At 73.0% G+C, this 24,997-nt stretch carries 19 protein-coding genes; 10 read left to right on the top strand and 9 right to left on the bottom strand.

Going from position 1 to position 24,997, the window contains the following annotated elements; translation table 11 throughout:
• Positions 1 to 10: 10 nt before the first annotated feature.
• Complete coding sequence (locus tag Plo01_RS05760) at positions 11 to 1,342, bottom strand: ABC transporter substrate-binding protein (RefSeq protein WP_203889438.1); 1,332 nt, start codon at positions 1,340 to 1,342, stop codon at positions 11 to 13.
• A gap of 78 nt (positions 1,343 to 1,420) precedes the next feature.
• A complete protein-coding gene (locus Plo01_RS05765; RefSeq protein WP_203889439.1) occupies positions 1,421 to 2,707 on the bottom strand; it encodes an ABC transporter substrate-binding protein in 1,287 nt (428 codons plus the stop codon).
• Between the two features lie 133 nt (positions 2,708 to 2,840).
• Between Plo01_RS05765 and Plo01_RS05770 the strand changes: the two genes are divergently transcribed.
• The 3 genes from Plo01_RS05770 (at position 2,841) to Plo01_RS05780 (ending at position 6,503) form a co-directional block, all read left to right on the top strand.
• Positions 2,841 to 3,347 carry a PadR family transcriptional regulator gene (locus Plo01_RS05770; RefSeq protein WP_203889440.1) on the top strand — a complete coding sequence of 169 codons (507 nt, stop codon included), beginning with the start codon at positions 2,841 to 2,843 and terminating at the stop codon, positions 3,345 to 3,347.
• A 125-nt stretch (positions 3,348 to 3,472) separates the two neighbouring features.
• Positions 3,473 to 4,219, top strand: coding sequence for an ABC transporter ATP-binding protein (locus tag Plo01_RS05775; RefSeq protein ID WP_203889441.1), 747 nt, complete (start codon positions 3,473 to 3,475; stop codon positions 4,217 to 4,219).
• A 4-nt stretch (positions 4,220 to 4,223) separates the two neighbouring features.
• Positions 4,224 to 6,503 (top strand): ABC transporter permease, encoded by a 2,280-nt coding sequence (locus Plo01_RS05780; protein WP_203889442.1) that lies wholly within the window; start codon positions 4,224 to 4,226, stop codon positions 6,501 to 6,503.
• 6 nt (positions 6,504 to 6,509) lie between these two features.
• Here the strand turns inward: Plo01_RS05780 and treS are convergent, their stop codons facing one another.
• From treS to Plo01_RS05795, 3 genes are all read right to left on the bottom strand, one after another.
• Entirely contained in the window at positions 6,510 to 8,204 is a 1,695-nt protein-coding gene (treS, locus tag Plo01_RS05785) for a maltose alpha-D-glucosyltransferase (protein WP_203889443.1), read from the bottom strand.
• 355 nt (positions 8,205 to 8,559) lie between these two features.
• Positions 8,560 to 10,377, bottom strand: coding sequence for a hypothetical protein (locus tag Plo01_RS05790; RefSeq protein ID WP_203889444.1), 1,818 nt, complete (start codon positions 10,375 to 10,377; stop codon positions 8,560 to 8,562).
• The gene (locus Plo01_RS05795; protein ID WP_203889445.1) at positions 10,362 to 11,117 is read right to left on the bottom strand and encodes an ABC transporter ATP-binding protein; all 756 of its coding nucleotides are present in this window, start codon (positions 11,115 to 11,117) and stop codon (positions 10,362 to 10,364) included. Before Plo01_RS05795 ends, Plo01_RS05790 begins: the two co-directional genes overlap by 16 nt.
• Positions 11,118 to 11,592: 475 nt before the next feature.
• On the opposite strand from Plo01_RS05795, the gene srmL reads away from it, so the two are divergent.
• Together srmL and Plo01_RS05805 are read left to right on the top strand one after the other, a co-directional pair.
• Positions 11,593 to 12,750 carry a PheS-related mystery ligase SrmL gene (gene srmL / locus Plo01_RS05800; RefSeq protein WP_203889446.1) on the top strand — a complete coding sequence of 386 codons (1,158 nt, stop codon included), beginning with the start codon at positions 11,593 to 11,595 and terminating at the stop codon, positions 12,748 to 12,750.
• Between the two features lie 53 nt (positions 12,751 to 12,803).
• Positions 12,804 to 13,304, top strand: a complete 501-nt coding sequence (locus tag Plo01_RS05805; RefSeq protein ID WP_203889447.1) for a GNAT family N-acetyltransferase — start codon at positions 12,804 to 12,806, stop codon at positions 13,302 to 13,304.
• Between the two features lie 101 nt (positions 13,305 to 13,405).
• On the opposite strand, the gene Plo01_RS05810 is transcribed toward Plo01_RS05805, so the two are convergent.
• Positions 13,406 to 14,038, bottom strand: a complete 633-nt coding sequence (locus tag Plo01_RS05810) for a hypothetical protein (RefSeq protein WP_203889448.1) — start codon at positions 14,036 to 14,038, stop codon at positions 13,406 to 13,408.
• Between the two features lie 399 nt (positions 14,039 to 14,437).
• On the opposite strand from Plo01_RS05810, the gene Plo01_RS05815 reads away from it, so the two are divergent.
• Genes Plo01_RS05815 through Plo01_RS05825 form a run of 3 tightly spaced genes read left to right on the top strand, consistent with a single transcriptional unit; the run spans position 14,438 to position 17,261 of the window.
• The gene (locus Plo01_RS05815; protein WP_203889449.1) at positions 14,438 to 14,701 is read left to right on the top strand and encodes a hypothetical protein; all 264 of its coding nucleotides are present in this window, start codon (positions 14,438 to 14,440) and stop codon (positions 14,699 to 14,701) included.
• Positions 14,702 to 14,703: 2 nt separating this feature from the next.
• Positions 14,704 to 15,954, top strand: a complete 1,251-nt coding sequence (locus tag Plo01_RS05820; RefSeq protein ID WP_203889450.1) for a YcaO-like family protein — start codon at positions 14,704 to 14,706, stop codon at positions 15,952 to 15,954.
• A 23-nt stretch (positions 15,955 to 15,977) separates the two neighbouring features.
• Complete coding sequence (locus Plo01_RS05825) at positions 15,978 to 17,261, top strand: MFS transporter (protein WP_239315917.1); 1,284 nt, start codon at positions 15,978 to 15,980, stop codon at positions 17,259 to 17,261.
• Here Plo01_RS05825 and Plo01_RS05830 read toward each other — a convergent pair.
• Positions 17,242 to 18,957, bottom strand: a complete 1,716-nt coding sequence (locus Plo01_RS05830) for an asparagine synthetase B family protein (protein ID WP_203889452.1) — start codon at positions 18,955 to 18,957, stop codon at positions 17,242 to 17,244. The two genes, Plo01_RS05825 and Plo01_RS05830, sit on opposite strands and share 20 nt — an antisense overlap.
• 72 nt (positions 18,958 to 19,029) lie before the next feature.
• Between Plo01_RS05830 and Plo01_RS05835 the strand changes: the two genes are divergently transcribed.
• Both Plo01_RS05835 and Plo01_RS05840 read left to right on the top strand, forming a co-directional pair.
• Positions 19,030 to 20,943: a glycosyltransferase family protein gene (locus tag Plo01_RS05835; protein WP_239315915.1), complete on the top strand. Its 1,914-nt coding sequence runs from the start codon at positions 19,030 to 19,032 to the stop codon at positions 20,941 to 20,943.
• 11 nt (positions 20,944 to 20,954) lie between these two features.
• Positions 20,955 to 21,677 carry a DALR anticodon-binding domain-containing protein gene (locus tag Plo01_RS05840; protein WP_203889453.1) on the top strand — a complete coding sequence of 241 codons (723 nt, stop codon included), beginning with the start codon at positions 20,955 to 20,957 and terminating at the stop codon, positions 21,675 to 21,677.
• A gap of 65 nt (positions 21,678 to 21,742) precedes the next feature.
• Here the strand turns inward: Plo01_RS05840 and Plo01_RS05845 are convergent, their stop codons facing one another.
• Both Plo01_RS05845 and Plo01_RS05850 read right to left on the bottom strand, forming a co-directional pair.
• On the bottom strand, positions 21,743 to 22,150 hold the full coding sequence (locus tag Plo01_RS05845; protein ID WP_203889454.1) for a hypothetical protein: 408 nt from the start codon (positions 22,148 to 22,150) through the stop codon (positions 21,743 to 21,745).
• A gap of 179 nt (positions 22,151 to 22,329) precedes the next feature.
• A complete protein-coding gene (locus Plo01_RS05850) occupies positions 22,330 to 24,915 on the bottom strand; it encodes an AfsR/SARP family transcriptional regulator (protein ID WP_203889455.1) in 2,586 nt (861 codons plus the stop codon).
• Positions 24,916 to 24,997 lie beyond the last annotated feature (82 nt).

Consider the following 24,997-nt stretch of genomic DNA (forward strand, 5'->3'; position numbering starts at 1 on the left):
CCGTTCCCTTCTACTTCCAGGCCTTCTTGGCCTCGGCCTCGAGCTGGCTCTGGATGCCCTTGATGTCGGACGGGTCGCGCAGGAAGTCCTGCAGGAGCTTCCATTCGCCCTTGCCGTCGGTGCCGCCGAAGGCGCTGGGCGCGAGGTCGGACATGTCGTAGCGGACCGTCTCACCCGCGGAGATGATCGTCTGGGCGAGCTGCTTGGTCAGGTCGCTCGGGTAGTTGTCCGGGGAGACGTTGCGGTTGGGCGACAGGTAGCCGGGGAGCTTGGCCCAGATCTCGCCGCCCTCCTTGGAGGCGAGGAACTCCAGCAGCGCCATCGCGCCGGGGCTGTCCTTCATCGCGACCGCGACGTCGCCGCCCAGCACGACCGGCGCGGTGTCGCCGGCCTTGGGGAACGGGAAGTACTTGGCCTCCTCGCCCAGCTTGGCGTCCGACTCCTCGGCCGTGGTGCCCACGAAGTCGGCCTCGATGATCATGGCCGCCTTGTCCTGGCCGTAGACCTGGGTCACGCAGGTCGGGAAGTCGGTCTGCAGGGCGCCGGAGCTGCCGCCGAGCATGAGCTCCTGCTTGCCGAAGATCTGCGCCATCTTCTCCAGCGCGGTGGTCACGCTGGGGTCGGTCCACGGGATCTCGTGCTTGGAGAGCTTGGTGTAGTTCTCCGGCCCGGCGGTGGACAGGTAGACGTTCTCGAACAGGTCGGTCAGGGTCCAGCCGGAGGCCCCGCACAGGGCGAACGGCGCGGTCCCGGAGTCGGCGACGGTCTGGGCGCCGGCGATGAGCTCGTCCCAGGTGGTGGGCGGCTGCACCCCGGCGTCGGCGAAGGCCTGGTCGCGGTACCAGACGAGCGACTTGTGGGCGGCCTTCACCAGCACGCCGTAGACCTTGCCGTCGGCCGAGCCCAGATCCTTCCAGTAGGGGGTGTAGTTGTCGTCGAGCTGCTTGATCACCTCGGGGGTGAGCGCCTTGAGCGCGTCATCGTCGGCGTACTGCTGGACCAGGCCGGGCTGGGGCAGGATCGCGACGTCCGGCGGGCTGCCGCCCTGGATGCGCGGTCCGAGGTAGGCCCCGGTGTCCTCGCCGGTGGAGGAGTAGGTGACCTTGGCGCCGGTCTTGGCGGTGAAGGCGTCCAGCACCTTCTGGAAGTTCTCCTGCTCGGCCCCGGTCCACTTCGCGGCGACCTCCACGGTCTGCCCCTCCAGGGTCTTGGCCGCCGCGGGGGCGGAGGTGGTGCCACCCGTCGCCGGAGACGTGGGCTCGGCGGTCTCGCCGCCGCCGCCGCACGCGGCGAGCGCCACGGCGAGACCCGCTGCGGTCGCCAGGGTGATGGTTTTGCGCATGTCGAACAGACCTCCTGTGCTTTTGGTAACTCCCGCGGTTCGGACCGGCGGATTCGGCGGCTCGCCGGGCGGGTCCGGTCAGCGAGCCCGGATGATCTCGTTGAGCTGGTCTCTGATGGATGCGACGACGTCGCCGCTGGACTCCTCGAAGGGCGGGATGAGCGCGTTGGAGACCGCGCTGGCGATCGCCAGGCTCACCTGGTCGTAGTTGGCGGTCGCCGGCCTCGGCGTGGCGGACAGGATGCTCTGCTTGAGGACCGGCAGGTAGGGGAAGCGTTCGATCAGGGCGGGGTCGTCGTACAGCTCGGTCCACACGGGTGGGAACGAGCCCTCGGTGAGCACCCGCCGCTGGTTCTCCAGGCCGGTGAAGTAGCGGATGAACTCCACCGCCGACTTCTGCCGCTTGGAGTAGGCGCTGAGCGCGAGGTTCGCCCCGCCCAGCGAGCTGGAGCCCGGCCCGTCGAGGCCGGGAAGCCTGGTGACGGCGAACTTCTCGCCGATGTCCGACTGGGTGGCCGGGCCGTAGGCGTGCGGCCAGTTCCGGGCGAAGGCCAGGCGGCCCTCCTGGAAGGCCAGCCGCGACTCCTCCTCCTTGAAGGAGAGCGACTCGGCCGGGATCCACCCCTCCCGGAACCCGTCCATGAGGAAGTCCAGACCGGCCTCCGCCCTGGCCGGGTCCATGGTCACCTGCGTGCCGTCCCGGCTGAGGATCGGCCCGGCGCCCGCCGACTGCACCGCCTCGGCGACGTTGACGGTCAGTCCCTCGTAGGCCAGGAACTGCCCGGCGTAGCCGCCGATGCCGTACCCCTCGTGCAGGGTGCGGGCCTGCTCGCGCAGTTGCGCCCAGGTCGTGGGCGGCGCGAAGCCCTCCTTGGCGAGCAGGTCCTTGCGGTAGTAGAGCAGCCCGGCGTTGCTGGTGTACGGCACCGCCCAGAGCTTGCCCCGGTAGACGGCCGTGCTCACGGCCGGCTGCAGGAACCGGTCGAGCGGGAACAGGCTCCGGTCCAGCGGCACGATCCAGCCGGCGTCGGCGAACTCCGCCGTCCAGACCACGTCCAGGCCCAGCACGTCGTAACGGTCGCTCTTCGCCTGGAGGTTGGCGACCATCTGCGCGCGCTGCTCGTCGGCGGCCTCGGGAAGCTCGAGCAGGGTGACCTGCTCGGCGGGATGATCCCGGTTCCACCGGTCGAGGAGCGGCTGCAGATAGGCGGTCGTGTCCCGTCCGATCACCAGGGTGAACGGGCCGCTCCCGCCGGACCGCGCCGTGAGCTCCGCGAGCTCCGTGCGTTCCGCCTCGCCGGCCGCCCCCGCCGCGCACCCCGCCAGCGTGATCGCGGCGAGTGCGGCGAGGAGCAGACGATGCACCGATGACCTCCGGGTTTCGAGGCGGTTACATACGTGTTAGGTATCTGCATTCATGTTATGCACAGCGCTAATGTGGACGTCAACGGATGTATCCGTAACGCTCACATAACGTGAGCACGATGAGGAGGTGGGCGTGCGGCTGTTCCTGCTGGCGCTCCTCGCGAAGGAACCTGCCCACGGATACGAGCTCAAACAGGCGCTTGAACAGATCTTTGGCAGCGCCTACCCGTCGCCGAACATCGGCCAGATCTACGTGACGCTGGGTCGCCTGGAGAAGGACGGCCTGGTACGCGCGGTGGACGTCGAGCAGACCAACCGGCCGAACAAGAAGGTCTACTACCTGACGGCCGCCGGCCGGGAGTCCCTCGACTCCTGGGCCGACGAGCCGACCGAGGGGCCGCGGGTCCGCGACGAGTTCTTCATGAAGCTCGTGCTGGCCCCGATGACCGGCATCGCCGACCGGATGACGTTGATCAACCGCCAGCGCCGCCACTACCTCGCGCTCATGCGCGACCTCAACGAACTCGCCGAGCGGACCGCCCCGGAGGACCGGATCGCGCTCCTGCTGATCGAGGGGGCCATGCTGCATCTGCAGGCGGACCTCGACTGGCTCGAACGATGCCAGGAAGATCTCAGTTGAGCCGGGAGGCCGGCGGCGGACGGAGGCGGGCGGCGGATGAGAGCGGAACGGACCCGGTGGAGCGAGGGGAGCGGCCCGCGCGGGACGAGCGGCCCGCGGAGCGGGTGAGGAGCGGTGAGCGGCCGATGAGAGCGGATCCGGTGGTCGCCACCGTCAACCTCGTCAAGATCTACCAGAACGGCGGCGTGCCGGTGCCCGCCGTACGCGGCGTGGATCTGCGGGTGGAACGCGGAGAGTTCGTCGCGATCATGGGCCCCTCGGGCTCGGGGAAGTCGACCCTGGTCCACATGCTCGGCGGCCTGGACCCCCGGACCAGCGGCGAGATCTGGCTGGACGGCAAGCGGGCCGACACGCTCGGCGAGAGCGCCTGGGCCCTGCTCCGCAGGAAGAAGATCGGCTTCGTCTTCCAGTTCTTCAACCTGGTCGCCAACATGACCGTCGCGGACAACGTCGAGCTGCCCGCGCTGCTGGCCGGGGCCTCCCCGCGCGAGGCGCGCGAGCGCCGGGAGCGGCTCCTCGACGCGCTCGGCCTCACCGGCCGCGCCGACGCCGCCCCCGCCCAGCTCGCCGGCGGCGAGCAGCAGCGGGTCGCCCTGGCCCGCGCCCTGGCCAACCGGCCCAGCCTCCTGCTGGCCGACGAACCCACCGGCAACCTCGACAGCCGCAACACCCGCGACGTGCTGAAGCTGCTCGGCGAGGTCCACCGCGACGGCCAGACGATCATCATGGTCACCCACGACGCCAGGGTGGCCAGCCTCGCCGATCGCGTCGTCTCCCTCCTCGACGGCCAGATCGTCGACGACGGCGCCGTCGCCGCCCCCCGCCGTCGCCCCAAGGGCACCGCCGGCGACGTGGTCGAGCTGAGGGGCTGAGACGGTGAGCACGGTCCGGGCCTCGGCGCGGTGGATCAGGGCGGACCTGCGGGCGCGGCGGGGGCAGGCGATCCTCACCGTCCTCGCCGTGGCCGGGATCGTCACCGCCCTGATCACCTCGGCGACCCTCCTGGAGGACGGGACCAACCCGTGGCGGAGGCTGTTCGCCCAGACCAAGGGCGCCCACGTGTGGATCCACACCGAGGACGCGCCCGCCGTCGCGGCGCTGTCGCGGCTGCCGGGCGTGGAGCAGGTCGCCGGGCCGTACCGCACGGCCCCCGTGACCCTCGTGCTGGACGGCAAGAAATCGCCGGTGGCCCTGCGCGAGGCCGCCGTCCAGCCGCCCCGGGTGGCCGCGCCGCTCGTCCGCGAGGGCCGCTGGCTCCGCCCCGGCGACGCCGGCGGCGTGGTCGTCGAGCGCTCCTTCGCCCAGGCGGTGGGCCTGCGGGTCGGCGGGCCCTTCCCCGTCACCGCGCTCAGCGGCGCCTCCCACCCGCTGGTCGTGGTCGGTCTCGCCGACAGCGCCGACCAGGGCTTCTACCCCGAGTGGACCCCCGGCCTCGCCTGGACCCTGCCCGCGACCCTCGCGGCGATCGAGCCCGCCCAGGGCCGCAGCGAGTCGGTCACCGGGCTGCGGCTGTCCGACGGCGAGGACACGCTCCCGGCCGTCCACGGCGCCGTCACCCTGCTCGACGAGCAGGTCCAGCGCATGTCCACCTGGCGGGAGGTGCGCGCCTCCATGGAGCTGGACAACCGGCTGCTGGGCCTGCTGCTCGCGCTCTTCGGCGCCGCCGGGCTCGTCGCCGCCGCCCTGGCCCTCGCCAACGCGACGGGCGGCCGGGTGCTCACCCAGACCCGCGACATCGCGACCCTCAAGTCGCTCGGCTACACCCGCGGGCAGGTCTTCGCGGTCCTCGTCACCGAGCACGGCGCGCTCGGCCTGCTCGGCATCGCCCTCGGCCTGGCCTGCGGCCGTCTCGTCACGACCTTCACACTCGACGGCCTGCCGATCCTGCCGCTCTCCCCGGTCCCACTGCTCGCGATCACCGGCGGCACCGCCGCGGTGGTCCTGGTGGCGGTGGCCCTGCCCGCCTGGCGCGGCGGGCGCACCCCGCCCATCCCCGCCGCCCCCGCCGCCCCGCCCCGGGGCCGCCTGTCACGGCTGGCCAGGCTCGCCCTCCTGGTACGGCTCCCGCCCGCCCTCGTGCTGGGCACCCGCGACGCCTTCACCCGCCGGACCCCCGCCGTGCTGAGCGTCGTCGGCCTGGCCGTCCCCATGATGATGATCACCATTGGCCTCGGCTGCTGGGCGACCCTCGACGACTTCCTGCGCCACCCCGAGCGGGTCGGCCAGGCCGCCGCGCTCACCGTCCACCCGGGCCGGCTCCCCGCCGACGAGGCCGCCCGCCTGGCCAGGGCCGACCGGGACGTCGCGGCCGTCTACCCGGGGGCCGAGGTCTCCGCCCTGGAGCCCGAGCAGACCCGCAGCGTGCTGGCCCGCGCGCTCGGCACCTCCGCCGAGCCGTACCCCTTCTCGGTGGCGGAGGGCCGCATGTTCGCCGCGCGCGGCGAGGCCGTCGCCGGTCAGGGACTGCTCGACCTGCTCGGCGCCGAGATCGGCGACCGGGTGCGGATGACGGTCGGCGGCACGCCGCTGATCGTGCACATCGTGGGCCGCGTGGTCGAGCCCGAGCACGACGGGGAGGTCCTCTCCCTCGGCATCGACAGCCTCGCGGCCAAGGACGCCGTGCCGCCCCAGTTCTACGGCCTGGTGCTCCGGCAGGGCGCCGACCCCGAGGCGGTACGGGCCCGGCTGCTGGCCGCCTCCGGAGAGGCGCTGGAGGTACGGCAGGCGGTCAACCCCGCCGAACGGCTCGCGGTCATCCGGGTCGTGATCGTGGCGCTGACCGTCGTCCTCGCGCTGCTGGCCCTGGCCAACCTGCTCACCGCCAGCGCCCTCGGCCTGCGCGACCACGCGCTCGACCTGGCGGTGCTCAAGGCCATGGGCCTCACCCCCCGGCAGGTGGCCGCCACCCTGGTCACCGGGACGGGCCTGCTGGTCGTGCTGGGGGTGACGGCCGGCACGGCGGTCGGGGCCTCGGTGGTCGCCGGCCTGATCGACCTGCAGGGCCACACGAGCGGGGTGGGCGCGGGCATCGGCCGCACCCCGTCCGCGCTGACCCTCGCGACCGCCGCGGGCACGGCGATCGGGGCGGCCCTGCTGGTGGCGGTGATCCCCGCCCGCAGAGCAGCCCGCGCCCAGGTCCCCGTCACCGCCCGGTGACGCCGGTTACCGCTCCAGGCGGGTGAGCTGGAACCAGAAGAAGCCGTGGCCCGGCAGGGTCAGCGTGTACGGCGGGTCGCCGATGACCGGGAACGGCACCCCTCCGCGGGCCTCGACCGGGGTCAGGCCCCGGTAGCGGCGCAGGTCCAGCTGGACCGGCTGCGGGTGCTCCGACAGGTTGTTGACGCACAACATCGTGTCGCCGGAGTCCTCGCGGACGAAGGTCAGCACCGCGGGGTTGTCCGACCACAGCTCGATGTAGGCGCCGGTGCCGAAGACCGGGTGCCGCCGCCGGATGCCCAGCATCTTCCGGGTGAAGTGCAGCAGCGACGACTCGTTCTTCTGCTGCGCCTCCACGTTGACCGCCTGGAAGCCGTAGACCGGGTCCATCACGGCCGGCAGGTAGAGCCGGCCCGGGTCGGCGGTGGAGAACCCGGCGTTGCGGTCCGGGCTCCACTGCATCGGGGTGCGGACCGCGTCGCGGTCCTCCAGCCAGATGTTGTCGCCCATGCCGATCTCGTCGCCGTAGTACATGACCGGGGAGCCCGGCAGCGACAGCAGCAGCGCGGTGAACAGCTCGATCCGGTCCCGGTCGTTGTCCAGCAGCGGGGCCAGGCGGCGCCGGATGCCCAGATAGGCCCGCATGCGCGGGTCCTTGGCGTATTCGGCGTGCATGTAGTCGCGCTCGTCGTCGGTGACCGTCTCCAGCGTGAGCTCGTCGTGGTTGCGCAGGAAGATGCCCCACTGGGCGCTGTCGGGCAGCTTCGGGGTGCGCGACATGATCTCCGAGATGGGCTCGCGGCTGCCGCGCCGTACCGCCATGAAGATCCGCGGCATGAGCGGGAAGTGGAACGCCATGTGGCACTCGTCGCCGCCGACGGCGGGGTCGCCGAAGTACTCGACCACGTCCTCGGGCCAGCCGTTGGCCTCGGCCAGCAGCACCCGGTCCGGGTAGAGGCGGTCCACCTCGGCGCGGACCCGCCGCAGGTAGGCGTGGGTCTCCGGCAGGCCGGAGCAGGCGGTGCCCTCGCGCTCGAACAGGTACGGCACCGCGTCCAGGCGGAAACCGTCGATGCCCAGGTCCAGCCAGAACCGCAGCACCTCCAGCATGGCCTCCTGGACCGCCGGGTTGTCGTAGTTCAGGTCCGGCTGGTGGTGGAAGAAGCGGTGCCAGTAGTACTGCTTGCGGACCGGGTCGTAGGTCCAGTTCGACTCCTCGGCCCCGATGAAGATGATCGGCGCGTCGGGGTAGCGGGACGGATCGTCGCCCCAGACGTAGAAGTCGCCGTAGGGACCCTCGGGGTCGTGCCGGGACGCCTGGAACCACGGGTGCCGGTCGCTGGTGTGGTTCATCACCAGGTCGGTGATGACGCGCATGCCGCGCTTGTGGGCCTGCTCCACCAGCTCCACGAAGTCCGCGAGGTCGCCGAAGTCCGGCAGGATCTTCATGTAGTCCGAGATGTCGTAGCCGCCGTCGCGCAGCGGCGACTCGTAGAGGGGGAGCAGCCACAGGCAGTCCACGCCGAGCCACTGGAGATAGTCCAGCTTCTCGATCAGGCCGCGCAGGTCTCCCGTGCCGTCCCCGTTGGAGTCCTTGAAACCCCGGACCAGCACTTCGTAGAAGACCGCGCGCTTGTACCACTGGGGGTCCGCCGAGACGAAGTCCTCGGCGACCGCTTCAGGGCGGGGGGATGCGTTCATCGTTCTCGCTCACAGTGAAAAGGGCAGGACGAAGTCACCGGGTGCCCCGGCTGATGATGTGTTGGTGACCGCGCCGGAGGGAGCCGTCATCCCTACAGCTCCCTGCCCTCGGCCGGACCGAATTCGTGGTTCGGGCCGGCCGTTCTGGCGCTTTCTGGGGCGAACACTACCAGCCGCATTCGATCAGTGAGGCCCGATCAACAGCACTTCTCGCCGGGAACGATCGGGTGGGCAACCGGCGAGAAGTCGGTGACGCTCCGGGGCGGCCGCGAGCGGCCGGTGAGCGACCGGACGGGAGGCGGGGAGGGACCGGTGAGCGAGCGGGGAAGAGCCGGTCGGCGGCCGGTGGGCGGCCTCAGCGCCTGCGGTGGCGGTAGAAGGTCCACGCGCCCAGGACGTAGAGGCCGAGGCCGAGAAGGATCATCATGACGATCACCGGCCACTGGAACGCCTCGGCCAGGTGGAGCGCGAGGAACCAGCTCTTGCTCTCGACGTCGTTGATTTTGAACAGGGCCGGCACGACGCCCTGCGGGAACAGCGGGATCGCCGCGATCGTCATGCAGACGGCCACGATGATCCGCTCGCGCTTCGGCAGCTCGTCGAAGCTGCCCCAGTCACCTGATGCGGAAGCGGGGCGTTTGCCCGTGCGCATCGTCTGCAGCAGCTCCGGCCCCCGGGCGTGCAGCCGCCGCTGGGCCAGCAGGCCGAAGCCCCACCAGCACAGGACGCCGGTCACCACGCCGACGGCCACGCCCGCCCAGCCGTACAGCACGACGGCCACCGCCGCCGGGGCCCCGGTGAGCGCGACCAGCGCCAGTACGGCGTAGGCCATGCCGGTCAGCGCGCCGTCGTCCTCGCTGACGCGCAGCGGGTTGCCGCCGCGCCGGTGCGGGTCGGTTCCGGGGACGAGAGCGTAGACCGACATCAGCGGGACGATCCCGGCGCCGCCGCCGAGCAGCGCGGCGGTGAGCGCGAGCACCATGGGCCAGGGACCGCCGGTCACGGCGGCGGTGCAGGCCAGGGCCAGCGCCACGGCCACCGGGCCCACGACCAGCAGCCAGGCCCGCTGCCTGCCCCGCACGTCGGCCGCGCCCGGGACCAGCAGGGTGAGCCACAGCGCGGTGCCGTCGACGGCGTAGAGCCCGGCCGTCATGGCGGCGGCCATGACGATGAAGATCGGCCCGGCCCAGGGCAGCATGACGTCCACGCCCAGCACCAGAGGGGCGGCGGCGAAGAACACGCCGTAGGCGACGGCGAAGGTCAGCTGGTGGGTCCGGACCAGGTCGCGCGACCAGGCGCGCAACTCCTTGGCCGTGACGGCGCCGGACGCGGTCGAGGCCGTCATGGGGCGCCGGCCGCGGGCGGACGCCCGGGCCGCGCTCGCGCGCCGGGTGAGCAGGGCGGCCCAGACGGCCAGCAGCAGCGCCACGAGCACCGCCATCGCGCCCAGCGCCAGGCCCGCGTGCGCCCAGTTTCCGGCGCCCACCGCCTCGACCGCGGCCAGTCCCCACCCGGACGGCAGGTAGCGCAGGACCGCCGACGCCTCGGGGGTGATCCCGCCCGCCTGGCCCAGGGCGACGACGAAGACCCAGCCCTGGCCGAGCGCGGCCAGGATCGCGCCGTTGACGAGACCGGTGCCGATCGCGCCCGCGCGCGAACGCAGGGCGATGCCCAGGGCGGCCACCGCGACCCGCGAGAGCAGGACGAAGATCGCCAGCTGCAGGAGCATCGCGGGGAGCGCCGCCAGGACGGCGGCAGGGCTCTGCCGTACGCCGGAGACCGCGAGCCCGGCCAGGGCGAGCAGGCTGATCGCGGGCGCCACCCCGACGAAGGCCCCGACCAGCAGGCCGCCGGCCAGGCGTCGCGGGGGGAGGCCGAGGAGGGTGAAGTACTCGGGGCGCAGCGTCTCGTCGCCTCCCCCGGAGAAGACCGGGCCGAGGATCCAGCCGAGCATCCAGACCGCGTAGGCCGCGGCGAGCAGGTCGCCGCTCTGGAACGCGGCGAACAGGGTGCCGCCGGCGAGGACGAGCCCGAGCGTGCCGCCGACGGCGATGAGGCCGGCCTTCTGGCCGTTCATCGAGTGGCGCAGCACGGCCAGCTTCATGGCGGCCATGGTCCTGGCCGTGCCCGCGGCGGTGGCCGGGGCCGCGGCCGCGGTCAGCGCGACAGCCACGACAGCTCCTTCGTCCCGGTGTCGGCCGATCCGACGAGCCCGACGAAGGTGTCCTCCAGGGAGAGGTCGCCCCGGACCTGCTCCAGCGTCCCGGCGGCGGCCACCCGGCCGCCGTCGATCACGCCGACGTGGTCGCAGAGCTGCTCGACCAGGGCCATGACGTGGCTGGAGAGCACGATGGACCCGCCCCCCGCCACGAAACCCCGCAGGATGGTCTTGATCGTGGCCGCGGAGACGGGGTCGACGGCCTCGAAGGGCTCGTCCAGCACGAGCAGCCGGGGGGCGTGCAGCAGCGCGGTGGCCAGCCCGATCTTCTTGCGCATGCCCGTGGAGTACTCGATGACGAGGGTCTTCTCCGCCACGTCGAGCTCCAGCACCGACAGCAGCTCCTCGGCGCGCTCGGCGACGACCTGCCTGGACAGGCCGCGCAGCAGCCCGAGGTAGGTGAGCACCTCGCGCCCGGTCAGCCGCTCCGGCATCGCCAGGCCGTCGGGCAGCACGCCGACCATCGACAACGCGCGCGAAGGATCGGTCCAGACGTCCGCCCCGAAGATCCGGGCGCTGCCGCCGTCGGGCCGGAGCAGGCCCACGGCCATGGACAGGGTGGTGGTCTTGCCGGCGCCGTTCTGGCCGACCAGCCCGTAGAAGGAGCCCTGGGGGACGGTCAGGTCGACATGGTCGACCGCGACTTTCTCCCCGAAGGTCTTGGACAGGCCGACGATCTCAAGGGCTGGAGTCATGGGGGGCTTTCGAGGTGCGGGGTTCTGGACACGAAAGGGGCCCGGAGGAACAGGCCAGAATATTTGATCATGTATGACCGGAATGCGTCCATATCTCCGACAATCCGTCCCATCTCCCGAGACAGCGGGCCACCGCCCCGGCGCCCTTCGCGGCGGAGGCGGCCGGGGAAAGGAGGGGCCGGATGAAATGCCCGGGTGTTACCATCCCCGCATGGTAGGAATGCGGCGATTTATCCGCCCCCGGCTGGCCACGCCAGCCGCCGGGGCGAATCGGCGCGCTCTGACCTGACTGGAAGGCGGCGTCCGCATCGGTGCCCGGCGGCGGGCCGGCCGGGGGAGACCTCCCGTCCGCTGCGAACCGATCGGAATCATCATGTCCTCTCTCAGCCCGTCTTCCGTCTCCTCTCTCCCCGGCGGCCCCGTCCCTTCCTCTCCCGTCTCTTCCTCTCCTGGCGGCGCGAGGTCGCGTCCGCACATGCTCGGCGCCGACGAGCTCGCCCGCGCGCTGGCCGTCCGGGACCTGAGCGACCCCGCCCGAGGGGCGCACGCCGTTCAGCTGGTCGTCGACACCCTCGTCCGAGCCCTCCGTGCCTCCTGGAACAACCGGGTCCAATTGATCCGGGATCATCCGCTGGTGTCCGTGGAGGACAACTACGAGCGGCTGGGCTATCCGCAGGACGCCGTCTCCAGAGACGCCCGCTACACCCGCTACGTCAGCCGGACATGCATGCTGCGCAGCCATACCAGCGCCATGATCCCCCCTGCTCTGCGGGAACTGGCGGGCCAGACCGGCGACGGCGGGGATCACCGCCGGTGTGACGTGCTGCTGGCCTGTCCGGGGATGGTCTACCGGCGCGACGTCGTCGACCGGATCCACACCGGCACCCCGCACCAGCTCGACCTCTGGCGCGTCGTCACCGGCCGGCGGATGGACTCCGGCGACCTCGAGGAGATGATCGCCGCCGTCGTGGGTGCGATCCTTCCCGGGATGCCGTACCGGACGGTCCCGGCATCGCACCCCTACACCGAGCACGGACGCCAGATCGACGTCCGGGCCGGGCAGGAGTGGATCGAGGTCGGCGAGTGCGGGCTGGCCGCCCCCGGAGTTCTGGCGACGGCGGGGCTGGGCCCCGGCGTCAGCGGTCTGGCCATGGGGCTCGGGCTGGACCGGCTGCTGATGTTGCGCAAGCGGATCCCCGACATCCGCCTGCTGCGGGCGTCCGACCCCCGGATCGCCGGTCAGATGCTGGACCTCACGCCCTACCGGCCGGTGTCCAGGCATCCGGCGATCTCTCGTGACATGTCGGTGGCCGTCCACGCCGAGGCCGACGCCGAGACGCTGGGCGGCGCGGTGCGTGACGCCCTCGGCCCCTACGCCGACGCAGTCGAGGAGATCCGTCTCATCTCCGAGACGCCGGTCGGCGACCTGCCGCCCTCCGCGGTCGACCGCCTCGGCGCCCTGCCCGGGCAGAAGAACGTGTTGCTGCGCGTCGTCCTGCGCGACCCGTCCCGCACTCTGGCCGACGGCGAGGCGAACGCCATCCGCGATCGCATCTACGCGGCCGTGCACCGGGGAACCGCCCACCAGTGGGCCGGTTCCCGCCCACCGGAGACGACCCCTGACGGAACCTGACACCCACGCGGCGCGCCGGCCCCGGCCGGCGCGCCGTCCGAGGGGAGACGATCATGTTGATCAGAGCGGCGCGGGCGGACGAGGCCGAGCTCCTGAGCGAGCTGGCGATCCGGTCCAAGGCCCACTGGGGCTATGACGAGGCGTTCATGGCGGCCTGCCGGGACGAGCTGGTGATCCGGGCGTCGGAGATCGGCGGGCGGCGCGCCACGGTGGCCGAACACGACGGCCGCGTCCTGGGGTTCGCCACGCTGGAAGGAGATCCTCCGGAAGGGGACCTGGGCATGCTCTTCGTCGAGCCCGGCGCCATCGGCCGGGGCGTCGGCCGGCGCCTGTTCGAGCACGTCACCACCACCGCGGCGGCCCTCGGTTTCGCGCGCCTCACGATCGACGCGGATCCGAACGCCGAGCCGTTCTATCTGGCCATGGGAGCCGCCCGGATCGGCGTGACCCCGTCGGAGTCCGTCCCCGGGCGGATGCTGCCCCTGCTCGCGATCACCATCGCCGGAGGCGGCGCGGGAACCGGAAGCCCCGTCGCCGACCCGGTCCGGACGTGACCGCCGCACCGGCCGTCGGGGAACGTGACCGCTGCACCGGCCGTCGGGGAACGGGACCGGCTCGGGAAAGGGATCGCGCCCCCGGCGGGACGCCGTCCCGTTCACTGCCAGACGAGGACGTCGACCAGGAAACCCTCGTCCACCGTCCGGACGATTCTTATGTGAGCCAGGCGCTCCACGTTCGTGCGCATGCAGAAGGCCGTTCCCGGCGGCGGGGAGGCGAAGCCGTGCCCGGACTTCCAGGGGCTTTTCCGCAGGGCCTCCTCGCACTGGGCGGACGACGGCGGGTTCTGTCCCGTCCACGGGGCGGAGGCCAGGGCCGGGGCGACGGACACCCCGGCGTCCTCGTCGTATCGCAGGTCCTCCCAGCTGGGGTCCGGGGGGACGTGGTCGAGGTCGAGCCCGCTCCTGGTCAGGGTCCGCTCTCCCCGGTAGCGCACGCCCTCGCCGGTCTCCGGCGACGCCGACGCCGGAGCGGTGGCCGGGGAGCGCGTGGCCTCTTCATCCGGGGCCGTGGACGCCGGGGCCGTGGAGGCGGGAGCCGTGGACGCCGACGGGGTGGTCCCGGCCGAGGCGGCGGTCCCGCTGCCTCTCGTCGCGTACAGCCCGATCAGGGCCGCGACGACCGTGGCGGCGGCGCCGATCAGGGCCGCGACGACGACCGGCCAGTTCTTCCCCTCCTTCGTGCCGCCGCTCCGCGCGGGCCCGCCCTGACTTCCCTCGTCACCTGTCACGCTCGGACGTCCCTCCGGTGTCTTTCCGGGCCGCGCCGATGTTCCGGGCAGGATGCCGGCGGCGATTCACTCGCGAGAGGGAAACCCCGGCAGGGGGAACGGACGCGTAAAGGTCCCGTGGATTCAGCGTCCATCGTAAAACCGGTCGCCCGCGATTGCGAGGTCCCGTGTCTCGAACGTTGCTTTCGCCATGGGTTTCTCGCGGTGAATCGTTGATGGCGAAGTTTTTGTGGGTTAGATGCTTTTGTCCAGATGTGAGTGGGCAACCGGCGGCGTCCAGCGGGAACGCGGTCAATTCACGCGGACCGGAATCCAATGGCGGACGGTGGCCGGACGAACGCGTCACCGAGGTGTTGACCGCCGTCGAAGGCGACGGTTACATGAGGTTGTCGAGATCGATTGACGATGCGGTTCTGCGGTGCGAAGCGGAGCTTCCAGGGAAGCGCCGGTCTGCGGCGCCCCGAGCGGTTCGGAAGCGGTTCGGAAGCGGGATATCCGGGTTCACTCGAGAAAGGGCTGGACATGGGTAACAGCAACTCCAACGGATGTACGCTCGCGAAGCCGGGCGGAGGCTGTCTCGAAGACGATTTCTCGCTCTCCGCCACTGAAAGGCAGCTGATGGACGCCGTCTTCGTGATCAAGTACGCGCCCGGCGTGCTGTAGCGGTGGGGGCGCGCGCCCGGGCGGAGCGGAGCGCCGGCGTCGGCGAGGCCCTGGAGTCGATCGAGTCGTTCCTGACCGGTCTCGGGTTCTCCGCCGAGCTCGTCTCCGCGGGGTCTCCCGAGTTCCCGGTTCACCGTTGCGTGCTGCGAGATCCGCAGGGCCGGCCGGTCGCCGAGTCGCTCGGCAAGGGCGCCGGCGAGCAGAGCCGGGCGAGCGCTCTGTTCGAGGCGTGGCAGCACCTCCAGCACCAGCGGGGACAGGCCGCACTCGCTGCGGACCCGCGGCGGGTGCGGGTCCTGGCGGCTTCAACCGTGGTGGCCCAGCCGCAACTGCGCGGGGAGGGGATGCTGCACCGCCTCGCGGCGGACTATCCGGACGCCCGGCTGGCCTGCCTGCGCCTCGAACCGATGGCGCAGGGCGCCTCGGAGCTCTGGTATCCGGCCTTCGCCCGGTCACCGGTCTGCCGGGACCATCCGATCCCCGGTGACGACCTGGAGTACGAACCCTATCTGCGATACGCCTACGACAGCGGTACGGCGACCGGGATGAGCGAACCGGAGGCGCTCCTGCACGGGCTGCTGGAGGCGGTGGAGCGGGACGCGCTCTCGCACGCCCTGCTGAACTGGTACGTCAATGACACGTACCGGCCGTCGGGAGTCGATCCCGCGGACCTTCCGGCGGACATATCCCGGCTCTACGAATACGCGACGGACCGCTTCGGCGGCCCGCCGCTGCTCATCGACATGACATCGGATCTGGAAATCCCCGCCTACTGCGCGCTGCCGCCCCGCGCGCGCCATCCCGGCGTGCTGGGCTCCGGCGCCTCCCTGGACGCCGAATACGCGCTGGAACGCGCGCTCACCGAAGTGGTCCAGTCGGAATTCAACATGTCACTCGGGGTGGATCGCACTCTCGGCAACCGTCTCGCCTACCTGCGGCGGTGGCCGTTGCTGGAACGGTGCGCCAGGGCCGACCCGGCCGGGCTGGCGGACCGCCTCTCCCGTGGGGGGCGACTGCCCGGACGGGCGGAGCGGACGGGGGAACCGGGCGTGCGGCGGCGGCTCGCCGCGGTCCTGGAGAGGCTGGAGCGGGCCGGTTTCACGGCGTACTCCTTCCGGTGGAATCCCAGCGGCCCCGGTTTCCCGGTGGTGACGGTGGTGGTCCCGGGCCTGGACACGTTCGCGATGGTGCACAACGCCGTACCGGTGCTGCCGACCGGGAGGGCCGCCCGGCTGCTCGCCGGAGCCCGGTGAAGAGGTGATGCGGTGATGCGGTGATGCTGACGGTCCTGCGCCGGCGGGACTTCCGCCTGGTGTACGCCGCGATGGCGACGAGCCTGCTGGGCGACGCGTCCCTGCTGCTGATCCCCGCCATCCTGGCCAAGAAGCTCACCGGGTCCGACGGGGCGGCGGGGCTGACCCTTCTCTTCTTCACTCTGCCGCTGTGCGTCTCCCCGCTGTTCGGCTGGGTGATCGACCGCTTCGACCGCCGGAGGTTCCTCGTCGGGGCGTGCCTGGCGTCGGCGGCGGGGATCATGCCGCTGGCCGCGGTGTCCGGTCCCGACACGGTCTGGCTGGCCTATCTGGCCTCGGCGGCGATGGGATGCTCCTACACCGCCGTCTTCGGAGCGCTCAACGGCCTGCTGAAGAGCATGTTGCCGGAGCGGTTGCTCGTCGACGCCAACAGCGTCCTGCAGGTCACCCGTCAGGGGCTCCGCCTGGTCGGCCCCCTGCTCGGGGTCGCCGTCTACACCGGGTTCGGCCTGTGGGCGGCGGTTCTGCTGGACGCGGCCACCTTCGTGGCCGCGGCCCTGGCCTTCGCCGCGCTTCCTCCCGGGCCGCCCGCCGCGCTTCCTCCCGGGCCGCCCGCCGCGCCTCCCCGGCACGGGCCCGCTGCGCCTCCCCGGGACGGGCCTGCCGGGCCCCCGCGGCCGGAGCCCGCCGGGCGGCCGGAGCGGTCCCGCCTGCGGGCCGAGCTCCTGGCCGGAGCCCGGCACATCGCCGGTGAGCCGGGAATCAGGCGGGCGGTCGGCTCCTTCTGCCTGATGTCCGCGGCGGCGGGGGCGACCGAGTCGCTCATCTTCGCCGTCATCCAGGCCGCCGGCCGTCCTCCCGAGTTCACCGCCTTCACCTCGACCGCGATGGGGATCGGCGCGGTCGCCGGCGGGACGCTCGCGGCCCCGGCCGTCCGGCGCTGGGGCGAGCTGCCGGTGATCGGCGCGGGGATCGGGCTGCACGGCCTGGCGGTCGCCCTGTGGCTGCTCTCCGCCGACGTGACGCTGGCGGCGGCGATGCTCGTCTCGGGCGGCGGCCTGACGGCGGCGGGGATCGCGGTGCGGACCCTGAAGCAGCGCCGCAGCCCCGGCCACGTCCTCGGCCGGGTGTCCACCGCCTTCGACGCGCTGACCGGCGCCCTCCAGCTCGCCTCGATCGCGGCCGGCGCGGTTCTGGTGACGGTCGTCGACCACCGGATCCTGCTCGTGGCCGTGGCCGCGGTCATCTGCTGGGCCGGGGCGCGCTGCTTCGGCGTCGCCCAGGCGGTCAGTCCCAGGGCGGGGTGAGGTCCGGCAGGCGGTCGGCGTAGTCGCCCAGCCAGGCGCCGAACAGAACCAGGCTCCGCACCCAGAACCGGTCGTTCCAGCCGTTGAAGCGGGCCAGCGCGTCCGGTCCCTCGGCGACCACCGCGTGCAGCTGCTCCGACAGCAGCGACGGCACCGTCTCCGCGACCCGGGTCAGCATCGCGTGCCCGTAGGCGCGGGCGGGCGCGGCGGCCGAGCGGAGCGGGACCCGCTGGAGCGGCTGCTTGACCACGTTGGTCGAGGGGAGCGCCGCCACGCGCGGGTTGGCCGTGTGCAGGACCTCGCGGTAGAACTTCCCGCCGTCCTTGCGGGCCACCCCCACCGAGAGCGCGGCGTCGAAGAAGTCGGGGTGCATGAACGGGGCCGCGAACGACACCTCGGGACCGACCAGGTTGACCGCGGATCGGGCGATGCCCCGGGCGGTGCGGGTGTGCAGGACCGACAGCGGCAGCTCGGCCCGGTGACCGTTGAGCATGGAGGTCGCCTGGGCGAAGGCCGCACGCACCGACGAAGTGATCCACTCTTCCGCCCGCTCCGACAGGAACGGGGCCGACGGGGCGCCCAGGGCGAGCGAGCCGAGCAGCGCGGCCTTCCGCTCGGCCTGCGTGGAGGCGGTCAGGGCGGCCCCGCTGACCATGAAGTTCTTCAGCAGCGGCCCGCCGGCCAGGCCGTCCACCAGGGTCCGCCCGGCCTGGTGCACCTCGCGGGCGAACGGGGCGTACCAGGCGTGGTGCGGGGTCAGGAACTCCAGGCGGCGGGCGACGGCCAGGGCGTCGGCGGGATAGGCGGCCGGGTCCTGGCCGATCACACGGTGCCGCACCCCGAGCTCGCGGGTGATCGCCTCGGCGAAGGCGATGTCGGTGTCGGTGCCGTCGTCCGGGCTGGTCGTCCACGACTCGACGTCCGCGCCCCGGGCCACGGCCACCGAGCACAGCAGCCGCGAGTCGTAGCCGCCGCTGACCGGCACCAGCAGCGGGCGCCCGTCGAGCTCCTTGTAGGCCTCGTGCAGGATCTCCAGGATCTCCCCGGCGCTCCGCCCGGCCTCGATCGGCTCCTCACGCAGCCAGCGCGGGAGCCGCCGGTCGGTCGAGAGCCGCTCCGCCCGCTTGTCCCAGACCAGCGCGCTCGCCCCGGCCAGCCGTCTGACCTGCGTGTACGGCGTGTCGTCACGGAGCGGGAAAGTGAGCTGGACGATCGAGGCCCAGGCGTCCCAGTTGATCTCGTACGGCTCGCGCGCGAGGGAGAGCAGCGGCTCCAGCAGCGAGGAGAAATAGACCGCGTCGTCCCGGACCAGGTAGTAGACGTCCACCAGGCCGAGCCCCCCGGTGTGGAGCGTGATCCGGTCGCCGTCGTCGATCAGGCCCGGCGTCTCGTAGGTCTCCGCCACCGTGATCCACGGCGTCCGGGCGTCCATCCCGGCCGGCCGGCGCTCCCCCCAGGAGAACGCCCACATCCCGGTGTCCCGGGCGGCGTTCCCGACGAGGTCCGCGCCGGGACCCCGGCCCGGGCCCTTGGCGTACGGCGGCAGCGGCGACGAGCTGAACAGCGCCGCGCCCGGAGCCCGCAGCGCGGGCCGCACCCGGGGACCGGCCTCGCACAGCACCGCCAGGACGGCCTCGTCGAGCCGGCCGATGCCGCCGCAGACGTACGGCCTCACATTGAACGTCGGCCACTGCACCGTGCTGACTCCTCCGTGTCGCGATTGCCCAAAGGGTATCCTTTGCGCGGCTCAGGACAATCGGAGGACGACGTGGCGGGCGAGCAACTCGAGAGCACGCGGCAGGCGCTGCGGGAGGCCATGGCCCAGGCGGAGCGGGCCGCCGAACTGGCCAGGCTGCTCGACGCGGCACAGGCGAGGGCCGCCGAGGCCGAGCGCGGCGCCGAGGAGGCGCGCGTCCTCCAGGAGCGGCTCAAGGAGGCCGAGAGCCGGCTGGAGGCGGCCGAGGCGGTCGAGGGCAAGCTCCGCCAGGACCTGGCCGAGCAGCGTTACCAGGCCGAGGTCGCCCGGTGGAAGCTCTCGTCGGTGCAGATGGCGCGCTGGTCCCGGATCGGTGACGCGATCAAGACGGGCAAGAGCAACCCGGTCCGGCTGGCGCGCGGCCTGCGCGGCGCCGCCAAGCCCGCCAAGCGTCCGGCCGCGCCCAGGCGCCAGCCCGTCCCGGAGCCGAAGAGCGAGGCCAGGCAGGCGCCCGGGGCGGCCTTCCAGGCCACCGCGACCACCCGGACGATCGGCGGGAAGTCCGTCAAGCTCAAGCCCTTCCGCGTGCCCACCGGCCCGAACACCCGCCCGCACCTGACCGCGGCGGTCGTCGCCGAGCCGCACGCCGAGGCGCTGCTGCGCTACGAGTGGCGGCAGACCACGGGGTTCACTCCGAGGGACTTCGACCGCGTGCTCGCGGCCGAGGTGCCGCACCTGCTGCTGGTCGAGTCGGTCACCGGCGGGCCGTGGGCCGAGGAGCTGCGAGGACGCGGCGAGGGCCTGCGCCCCCTGCTGGCCTGGTGCGCCGAGCGGGGCATCCGCACCGTCTTCTGGCACACCCGCGGCGAGGTCGCGGACTTCGCCCCGGCCGCCGCGCTGTTCGAGCACATCGTCACCGCGCTGCCCGCGACGGTCGGCGCGTGGGGCGCCGCGCTGGCGTCCGCGGGGACCGACCCGGGGGCGGGCCGCCGCGAGCCGTCCCTGGGGCTGCTGCCCCTCGCGATCCAGCCGCGCGTGCACAACCCCCTGCCGCTGTCCGGGGACCGGTTCGACCGGGTGCTCACCCTGGAGGAGCTGCTCCCGGGGCACCTGTCGTATCCGGACGTCCTCACCTCCTACCGCTGGCCCAGGGCCGTGGACTGCCCGCCCGGGACCGAGCCCTGGCGGATGGCGGAGCTGGCCGCCTGCGGCACCCCGATCGGGGCCGAGCCCGACGAGCGCCGGGCCCATGCGGCCCTCCGGCAGGCGTACGCCTCCGGCACGATGACGCAGAAGGTCGACGAGCTGCTGGACGCGGTCGGCCTGCCCAGCGCCCGCGCGACGCTGGACATCTCGGTGATCATGATCGACCGGGGCGATCTCGACCACACGCTGGCCCAGGTCGCGCCGCAGAAGGGCGTCGTGCAGCTGGTGCTGCTGTCGGACGCTCCCGACGCCGGGGACAGGGCGCGCGCCGCGATGCCCGACCGGGTGGACGTCGTGGTCCGCCGCACCGACCCGGAGCTCTCCCTGGGCAGCGCGCTCAACCGGGCGCTGGACCTGTGCGAGGGCGACCTGGTGGCGGTCATGGACGCCAGGGACGCCTACGGCGAGCACTACCTGACCGACCTGGCCCGGCCGTTCCTGTTCAGCATCGCCGACATCGTGGGCAAGGCCGCCTACTACGCGCATCTGCGGGACGTCTCCGCGACCGTGCTGCGCCACCCCTCCGCCGAGTACTCCTACGTCCCCGACGTGGCCGGAGCCACCCTCCTGGCCCGCAGGACCGTGCTGCGCTCGATCGGCTTCGCCGACGTCTCCGAGGGCTGGGACGAGGTGCTGATGCGGCAGTGCCGGGCCGACGGGATCAAGGTCTTCTCGGCCGACCGGTACGGATACGTCAGCCGCCGCGACCACGACGGCGCGCTGCTCGGCTCGTCCCAGCTCGTCGAGTACGGCCCGGCCGAGCCGCACGCCTTCGTCTAGGGCCGTGCCCTGTGACCCCCGGCCGCCTCGGCGAGATCCTCGGGACGCCGCCCACCCCGCGGGGGACGTGGGAGGACGAGGCGCTCTACGTGTCCCCGGCCGCGCTGCGCCGGGGTGAGCCGCCGCAGGAGCTGGCGGCGCGGGTGCGCGCGCTGCCCGGCGTGGCGGCCGTGCGGGTGCGGGCCGACGGCTTCCTGGAGATCGTGGCGGCCGTTCCCGGGGAACTGCTGGAGGAGATCGGCCCTCCCGGCCACGGGGAGGCGGCGGGTCACGGCGGTGCGGCGGGCGCGGGAGGCCGTACGGCCCGGACCGGGCGGCAGGGGAGACCCGCAGAGGCGCCGTGGGCGTTCTCCCCGGGGACCTGGGACAACCCGGGCTTCGTCGTCGGCTACGCGCACGTCCGGGCGGCGGCCGTCCAGCGCTGGGCGGCCGAGCTGGGCGTGCCGGGGGAGTTCCGCCCGCGGGCGCTGTCCGGCGCCCGGGACCGGGCGGTGCTCAGGCTCCTGGCGGAGCTGCCGGGCCGGCGGGCGAGCCGCGACCCGGGCTGGGCGGCCTACGCCGAGCAGCTGGCGCTGGCCTACCACGACGCCTTCGAGCGGGCCCCGGCGCTGCCGGCGGGCGACGAGGCGCCGTCGGCGCTGCACGGGGCGCGGGTGCGGCTGGCGCGGGCCGTGCGAGACGTGCTGGCCGAGGTGCTGGGAGCGCTCGGCCTGCAGGCGCCCGCCCGGATGTGACGGGACCGCCCCCGGCGCCGTGTTCCGGCGCCGGGGGCGGGCGGGCTCACGTCACCCGGATCGGCCTAGCAGAAGGGGGACCAGATGCAGTAGAGACCCTTCTTGTACTTCTTGAGCAGCTTGTAGATCACCCAGGGGAGGCTCTCGAAGGTCCTGGAGAAATCGTTCCAGCCCTTGCGGGCGGCGTCCTCCAGCTTCTGGAGAGCCCACATGCCGCCGGCGCGCTTCACGGCCTCGCAGGCCATCCGCATCTTCCAGTTCTTCACCTTCTTGCACGGGTTCCGGCCGGCGGTCTCCGCCAGTGTCGCCGGGCCCGTCATGTTCACGGCGGCGACGGCGGCGGTGAACGCCGCCTCCGCCGTCGCGACGCGTACGGACGGTCCCGCCGTGGCCGCGTGCGCCGCGACCGGCGCCCCGGCGCTCATGACGGCGGCGGTCAGCACGGCCGCGGCCAGCTTCTTGGTGGGTCCCATGTGCGGTTCTCCTTCTTGTCGTCCGTCGAGGCCGGCGCCGTGGCCCGGTCGCCGCGGGAGGTCTCCGTCTGAAGTCCCGCGCCGCCGGTGCCGCCGTTCGCGAGGGCGTCCGGTGGTCTCCGCCGGTCTTGCTGACAGGAAGGTAGGGCGGGGCGCGTTGAGGAAATGTTGAGGATCCGTCAGGCCCGCGCCAGCAGGTCGAGCGCCTCGTCCCTGCCGCGGTCGTCGCCGATCTCGTCGAAGGTCCTCATCGCCTCCCCCGCCAGGGCGCGCGCCCGGTCCGGGGCGCCCTCGGCGAGGTTGACGCGCGCGAGCGCCAGGAGAGCGCGGGCGTCGAGCAGCCGGTCGCCCAGGCGTACGGCGATGCCCCGCGCCTGCTCCGCCGCCTGCCGGGCGTCGGCGGCCAGGCGCTGCGCCAGCCGTACGCCGGCCAGCTCCAGCAGCGCGTCGGCCTGGCGGTGCCGGTCGGCCAGGCCGGCGAAGAGTCCGGCGGACTCGGTCAGCCGGCCGACGGCCTCGTCCGGGCGTCCGGTGCGTCCCAGCACGGCGCCCAGGGCGTGGAGCGTCTCCGCGGCGTCGCGGGGGTTGCCGGCGGAGCCGAGGCAGGCGGTGAGGGTGCGCTCGGCTCTGGCGGCGTCGCCGAGCTCGAACTGGACCTGGCCGAGCCTGCGCCTGGTCCGCGTCACGTTGTCGCCGTCGCCTTCCCGCAGGAACACGCCCAGCGCGAGCCTGAGCCGGTCGTGCGCGAGGTCCCAGCGCCGCTCCGCGCGGTGCAGGTCCCCCTGGTCGCGCAGGATGAGGGCCTCGCCCCGGAGGTCTCCCGCGCGGCGGGCCGCCAGCAGCGCGAGCTCGGTCACCTGCCGCCAGTCGTCGAGGAAGCGGTGGCGGTCGAGGAACGGCACGAGCAGGTGCGCGAGCCGCCGGCACTCGTCGTCGAGCCCGGCCCGGTGGAGCTCGGCGGTCAGGCCGACCAGGAACGCCCGCTCGGCCCGCAGCCACTCGACCGACTCGCGGATGTCCCTGGTGGCGGACGCCTCCCGCAGATCACCGGAGATCAGGGGGAAACGGGAGGACCGGACCCGGACCACGGCCGCGGCGGCCAGGTCGGCGAGGACGTCGCGGATCTCCCCCTCGCCCAGGAGGCCGCGGGCGAACAGCCGGGTCAGGGGGTGCATCCGGTAGCGGGCCTGACCCGCGACGTCGATGACGTGCCTCTCCAGCAGGCCGGCCTCCACCAGCGTCTCGGCCTCGCCGCCGCAGCGCGCGGCCGCCCATTCGGCGAAGTCGTTCCCGGGCAGGGCGCCGAGCGCCCGCAGGCTGCGGCGGGCCTTCTCCGGCAGCCCGTCGTAGCCGATGGAGAACACGCTCCGCAGCGCCTGGTCGCCGACGTTCAGCCGGTCGAGGCGGCTGCGCTCGTCCTCCAGCAGCCGGACCAGGTAGCCGACGGTCCAGTCGGGCCGGGCGGCCAGCCAGGAGCCGACGATGCGCAGCGCGATGGGGAGGCCATCGCAGATCCTGACAAGTTCCGATACGTCGCCGCGGTCGGGGCCGATCAGCTTGACCAGCAGCTCCGCCGCGGCGTCGTCGTCGAGCACGCCCACCGGCACGCGGGCCGCACCGGTCAGCCCGCCGAGCGCGGACCGGCTCGTCACCACCGTGGGGCAGGCCGTCAGCAGCGGCCGTACCTGGCCCTCGTCGGAGGCGTTGTCGAGCAGAACGAGCAGCCGCCGGTTGGCCGCGTACGTGCGCAGCAGCCGCTCCCGCTGCTCGGCGGTGGCGGGCACGGCCTGGGCCGGGCAGCCCAGCCAGCGCAGGAAGTCCTCCAGCACGGCCGCGGGGGAGGACGCCTCGCGCAGGTCCGCGTACAGGATTCCGTCCGGGAAGGACTCCCGGCGGCGCCACGTGGCGTGGACGGCGAGCGCCGACTTGCCCACGCCCGCGGGGCCGTGGACGACGACGTGGCCGCCGATCACCCGGTCGACCAGGTCCTGCCGGTCGGTGAAGTGCGCCACGTCGTGGGGGAGGAGCACCGGCGGGCCCGCCGAGACGTGCAGGGAGACGTCGTCGTGGAGCATCCGGTGGTAGAGGAGCTGGATCTCGGGATCGGGCTCGATGGCGTGCCCGTCGTCGAGCTCGTCGCGGAGCGCCGAGTAGGCGGTCAGGGCGTCCACGCGGCGGCCGCTGCGGTAGAGCGCGAGCATGTACTGGCCGCGGAAGCGCTGCCAGGAAGGATGGCGCGTCACCAGCTGCCGCAGCTCGGCCAGGACCTCACGGTGCCGGCCCGCGTCCAGGTCGAGGCCGATGCGGCGGTCGAGGGCCAGCAGGCGCAGCTCCTCCAGCTCCTCGCGCAGCCGTCCGGTCTCCACCCAGCGCAGGCCCTCGGGGTCCACGTCCGCCAGCACGGGGCCCCGCCACAGGGCGAGGGCTTCGAGCAGGTCGTCGCGCTCTCCGCGGGCCACCAGCCGCCTGAAGCGGTCGAGGTCGAGCTGGTCCTCCCCGACGGCCAGCGTGTAGGTTCCCGCGACCGTGGTGATCACGTCTTTGCCGATCAGCCGCCTGAGCTGGCCGATGTAACCCCGCACGAGGGAGTCGGAGCGCTCGCCCTCCTCGTGCGGCCACAGCAGCGCGCGTAATCGCTCCACGGTCAGCGGCCGCCGGGCGTTCAGCACGAATATCGCCAGCAAGTCCCTGTGCTTGGGCGCGGTGGGGGTGCGATCCCGTGTGCCGTCCCGCACCTCAAGAGGCCCCATGATGCGAAATTCCACTTCGGATCCTTTATTCATCAGCAAATGACGATTTAATGCGCCAGAATTCCATATTTGATGGATGCTCTCACTCCTTCTGACC

Origin of the sequence: Planobispora longispora (assembly GCF_016863135.1) — a bacterium.
Classification (GTDB): Bacteria; Actinomycetota; Actinomycetes; order Streptosporangiales; family Streptosporangiaceae; genus Planobispora; species Planobispora longispora.

Bases quoted from the DNA above. Each gene is read 5' to 3' on its own strand.
- Plo01_RS05760 (WP_203889438.1), bottom strand. From the start codon at position 1,342: ATGCGCAAAACCATCACCCTGGCGACCGCAGCGGGTCTCGCCGTGGCG.
- Plo01_RS05775 (WP_203889441.1), top strand. From the start codon at position 3,473: ATGAGAGCGGATCCGGTGGTCGCCACCGTCAACCTCGTCAAGATCTAC.
- treS (WP_203889443.1), bottom strand. From the start codon at position 8,204: ATGAACGCATCCCCCCGCCCTGAAGCGGTCGCCGAGGACTTCGTCTCG.
- Plo01_RS05795 (WP_203889445.1), bottom strand. From the start codon at position 11,117: ATGACTCCAGCCCTTGAGATCGTCGGCCTGTCCAAGACCTTCGGGGAG.
- srmL (WP_203889446.1), top strand. From the start codon at position 11,593: ATGCTCGGCGCCGACGAGCTCGCCCGCGCGCTGGCCGTCCGGGACCTG.
- Plo01_RS05805 (WP_203889447.1), top strand. From the start codon at position 12,804: ATGTTGATCAGAGCGGCGCGGGCGGACGAGGCCGAGCTCCTGAGCGAG.
- Plo01_RS05825 (WP_239315917.1), top strand. From the start codon at position 15,978: ATGCTGACGGTCCTGCGCCGGCGGGACTTCCGCCTGGTGTACGCCGCG.
- Plo01_RS05845 (WP_203889454.1), bottom strand. From the start codon at position 22,150: ATGGGACCCACCAAGAAGCTGGCCGCGGCCGTGCTGACCGCCGCCGTC.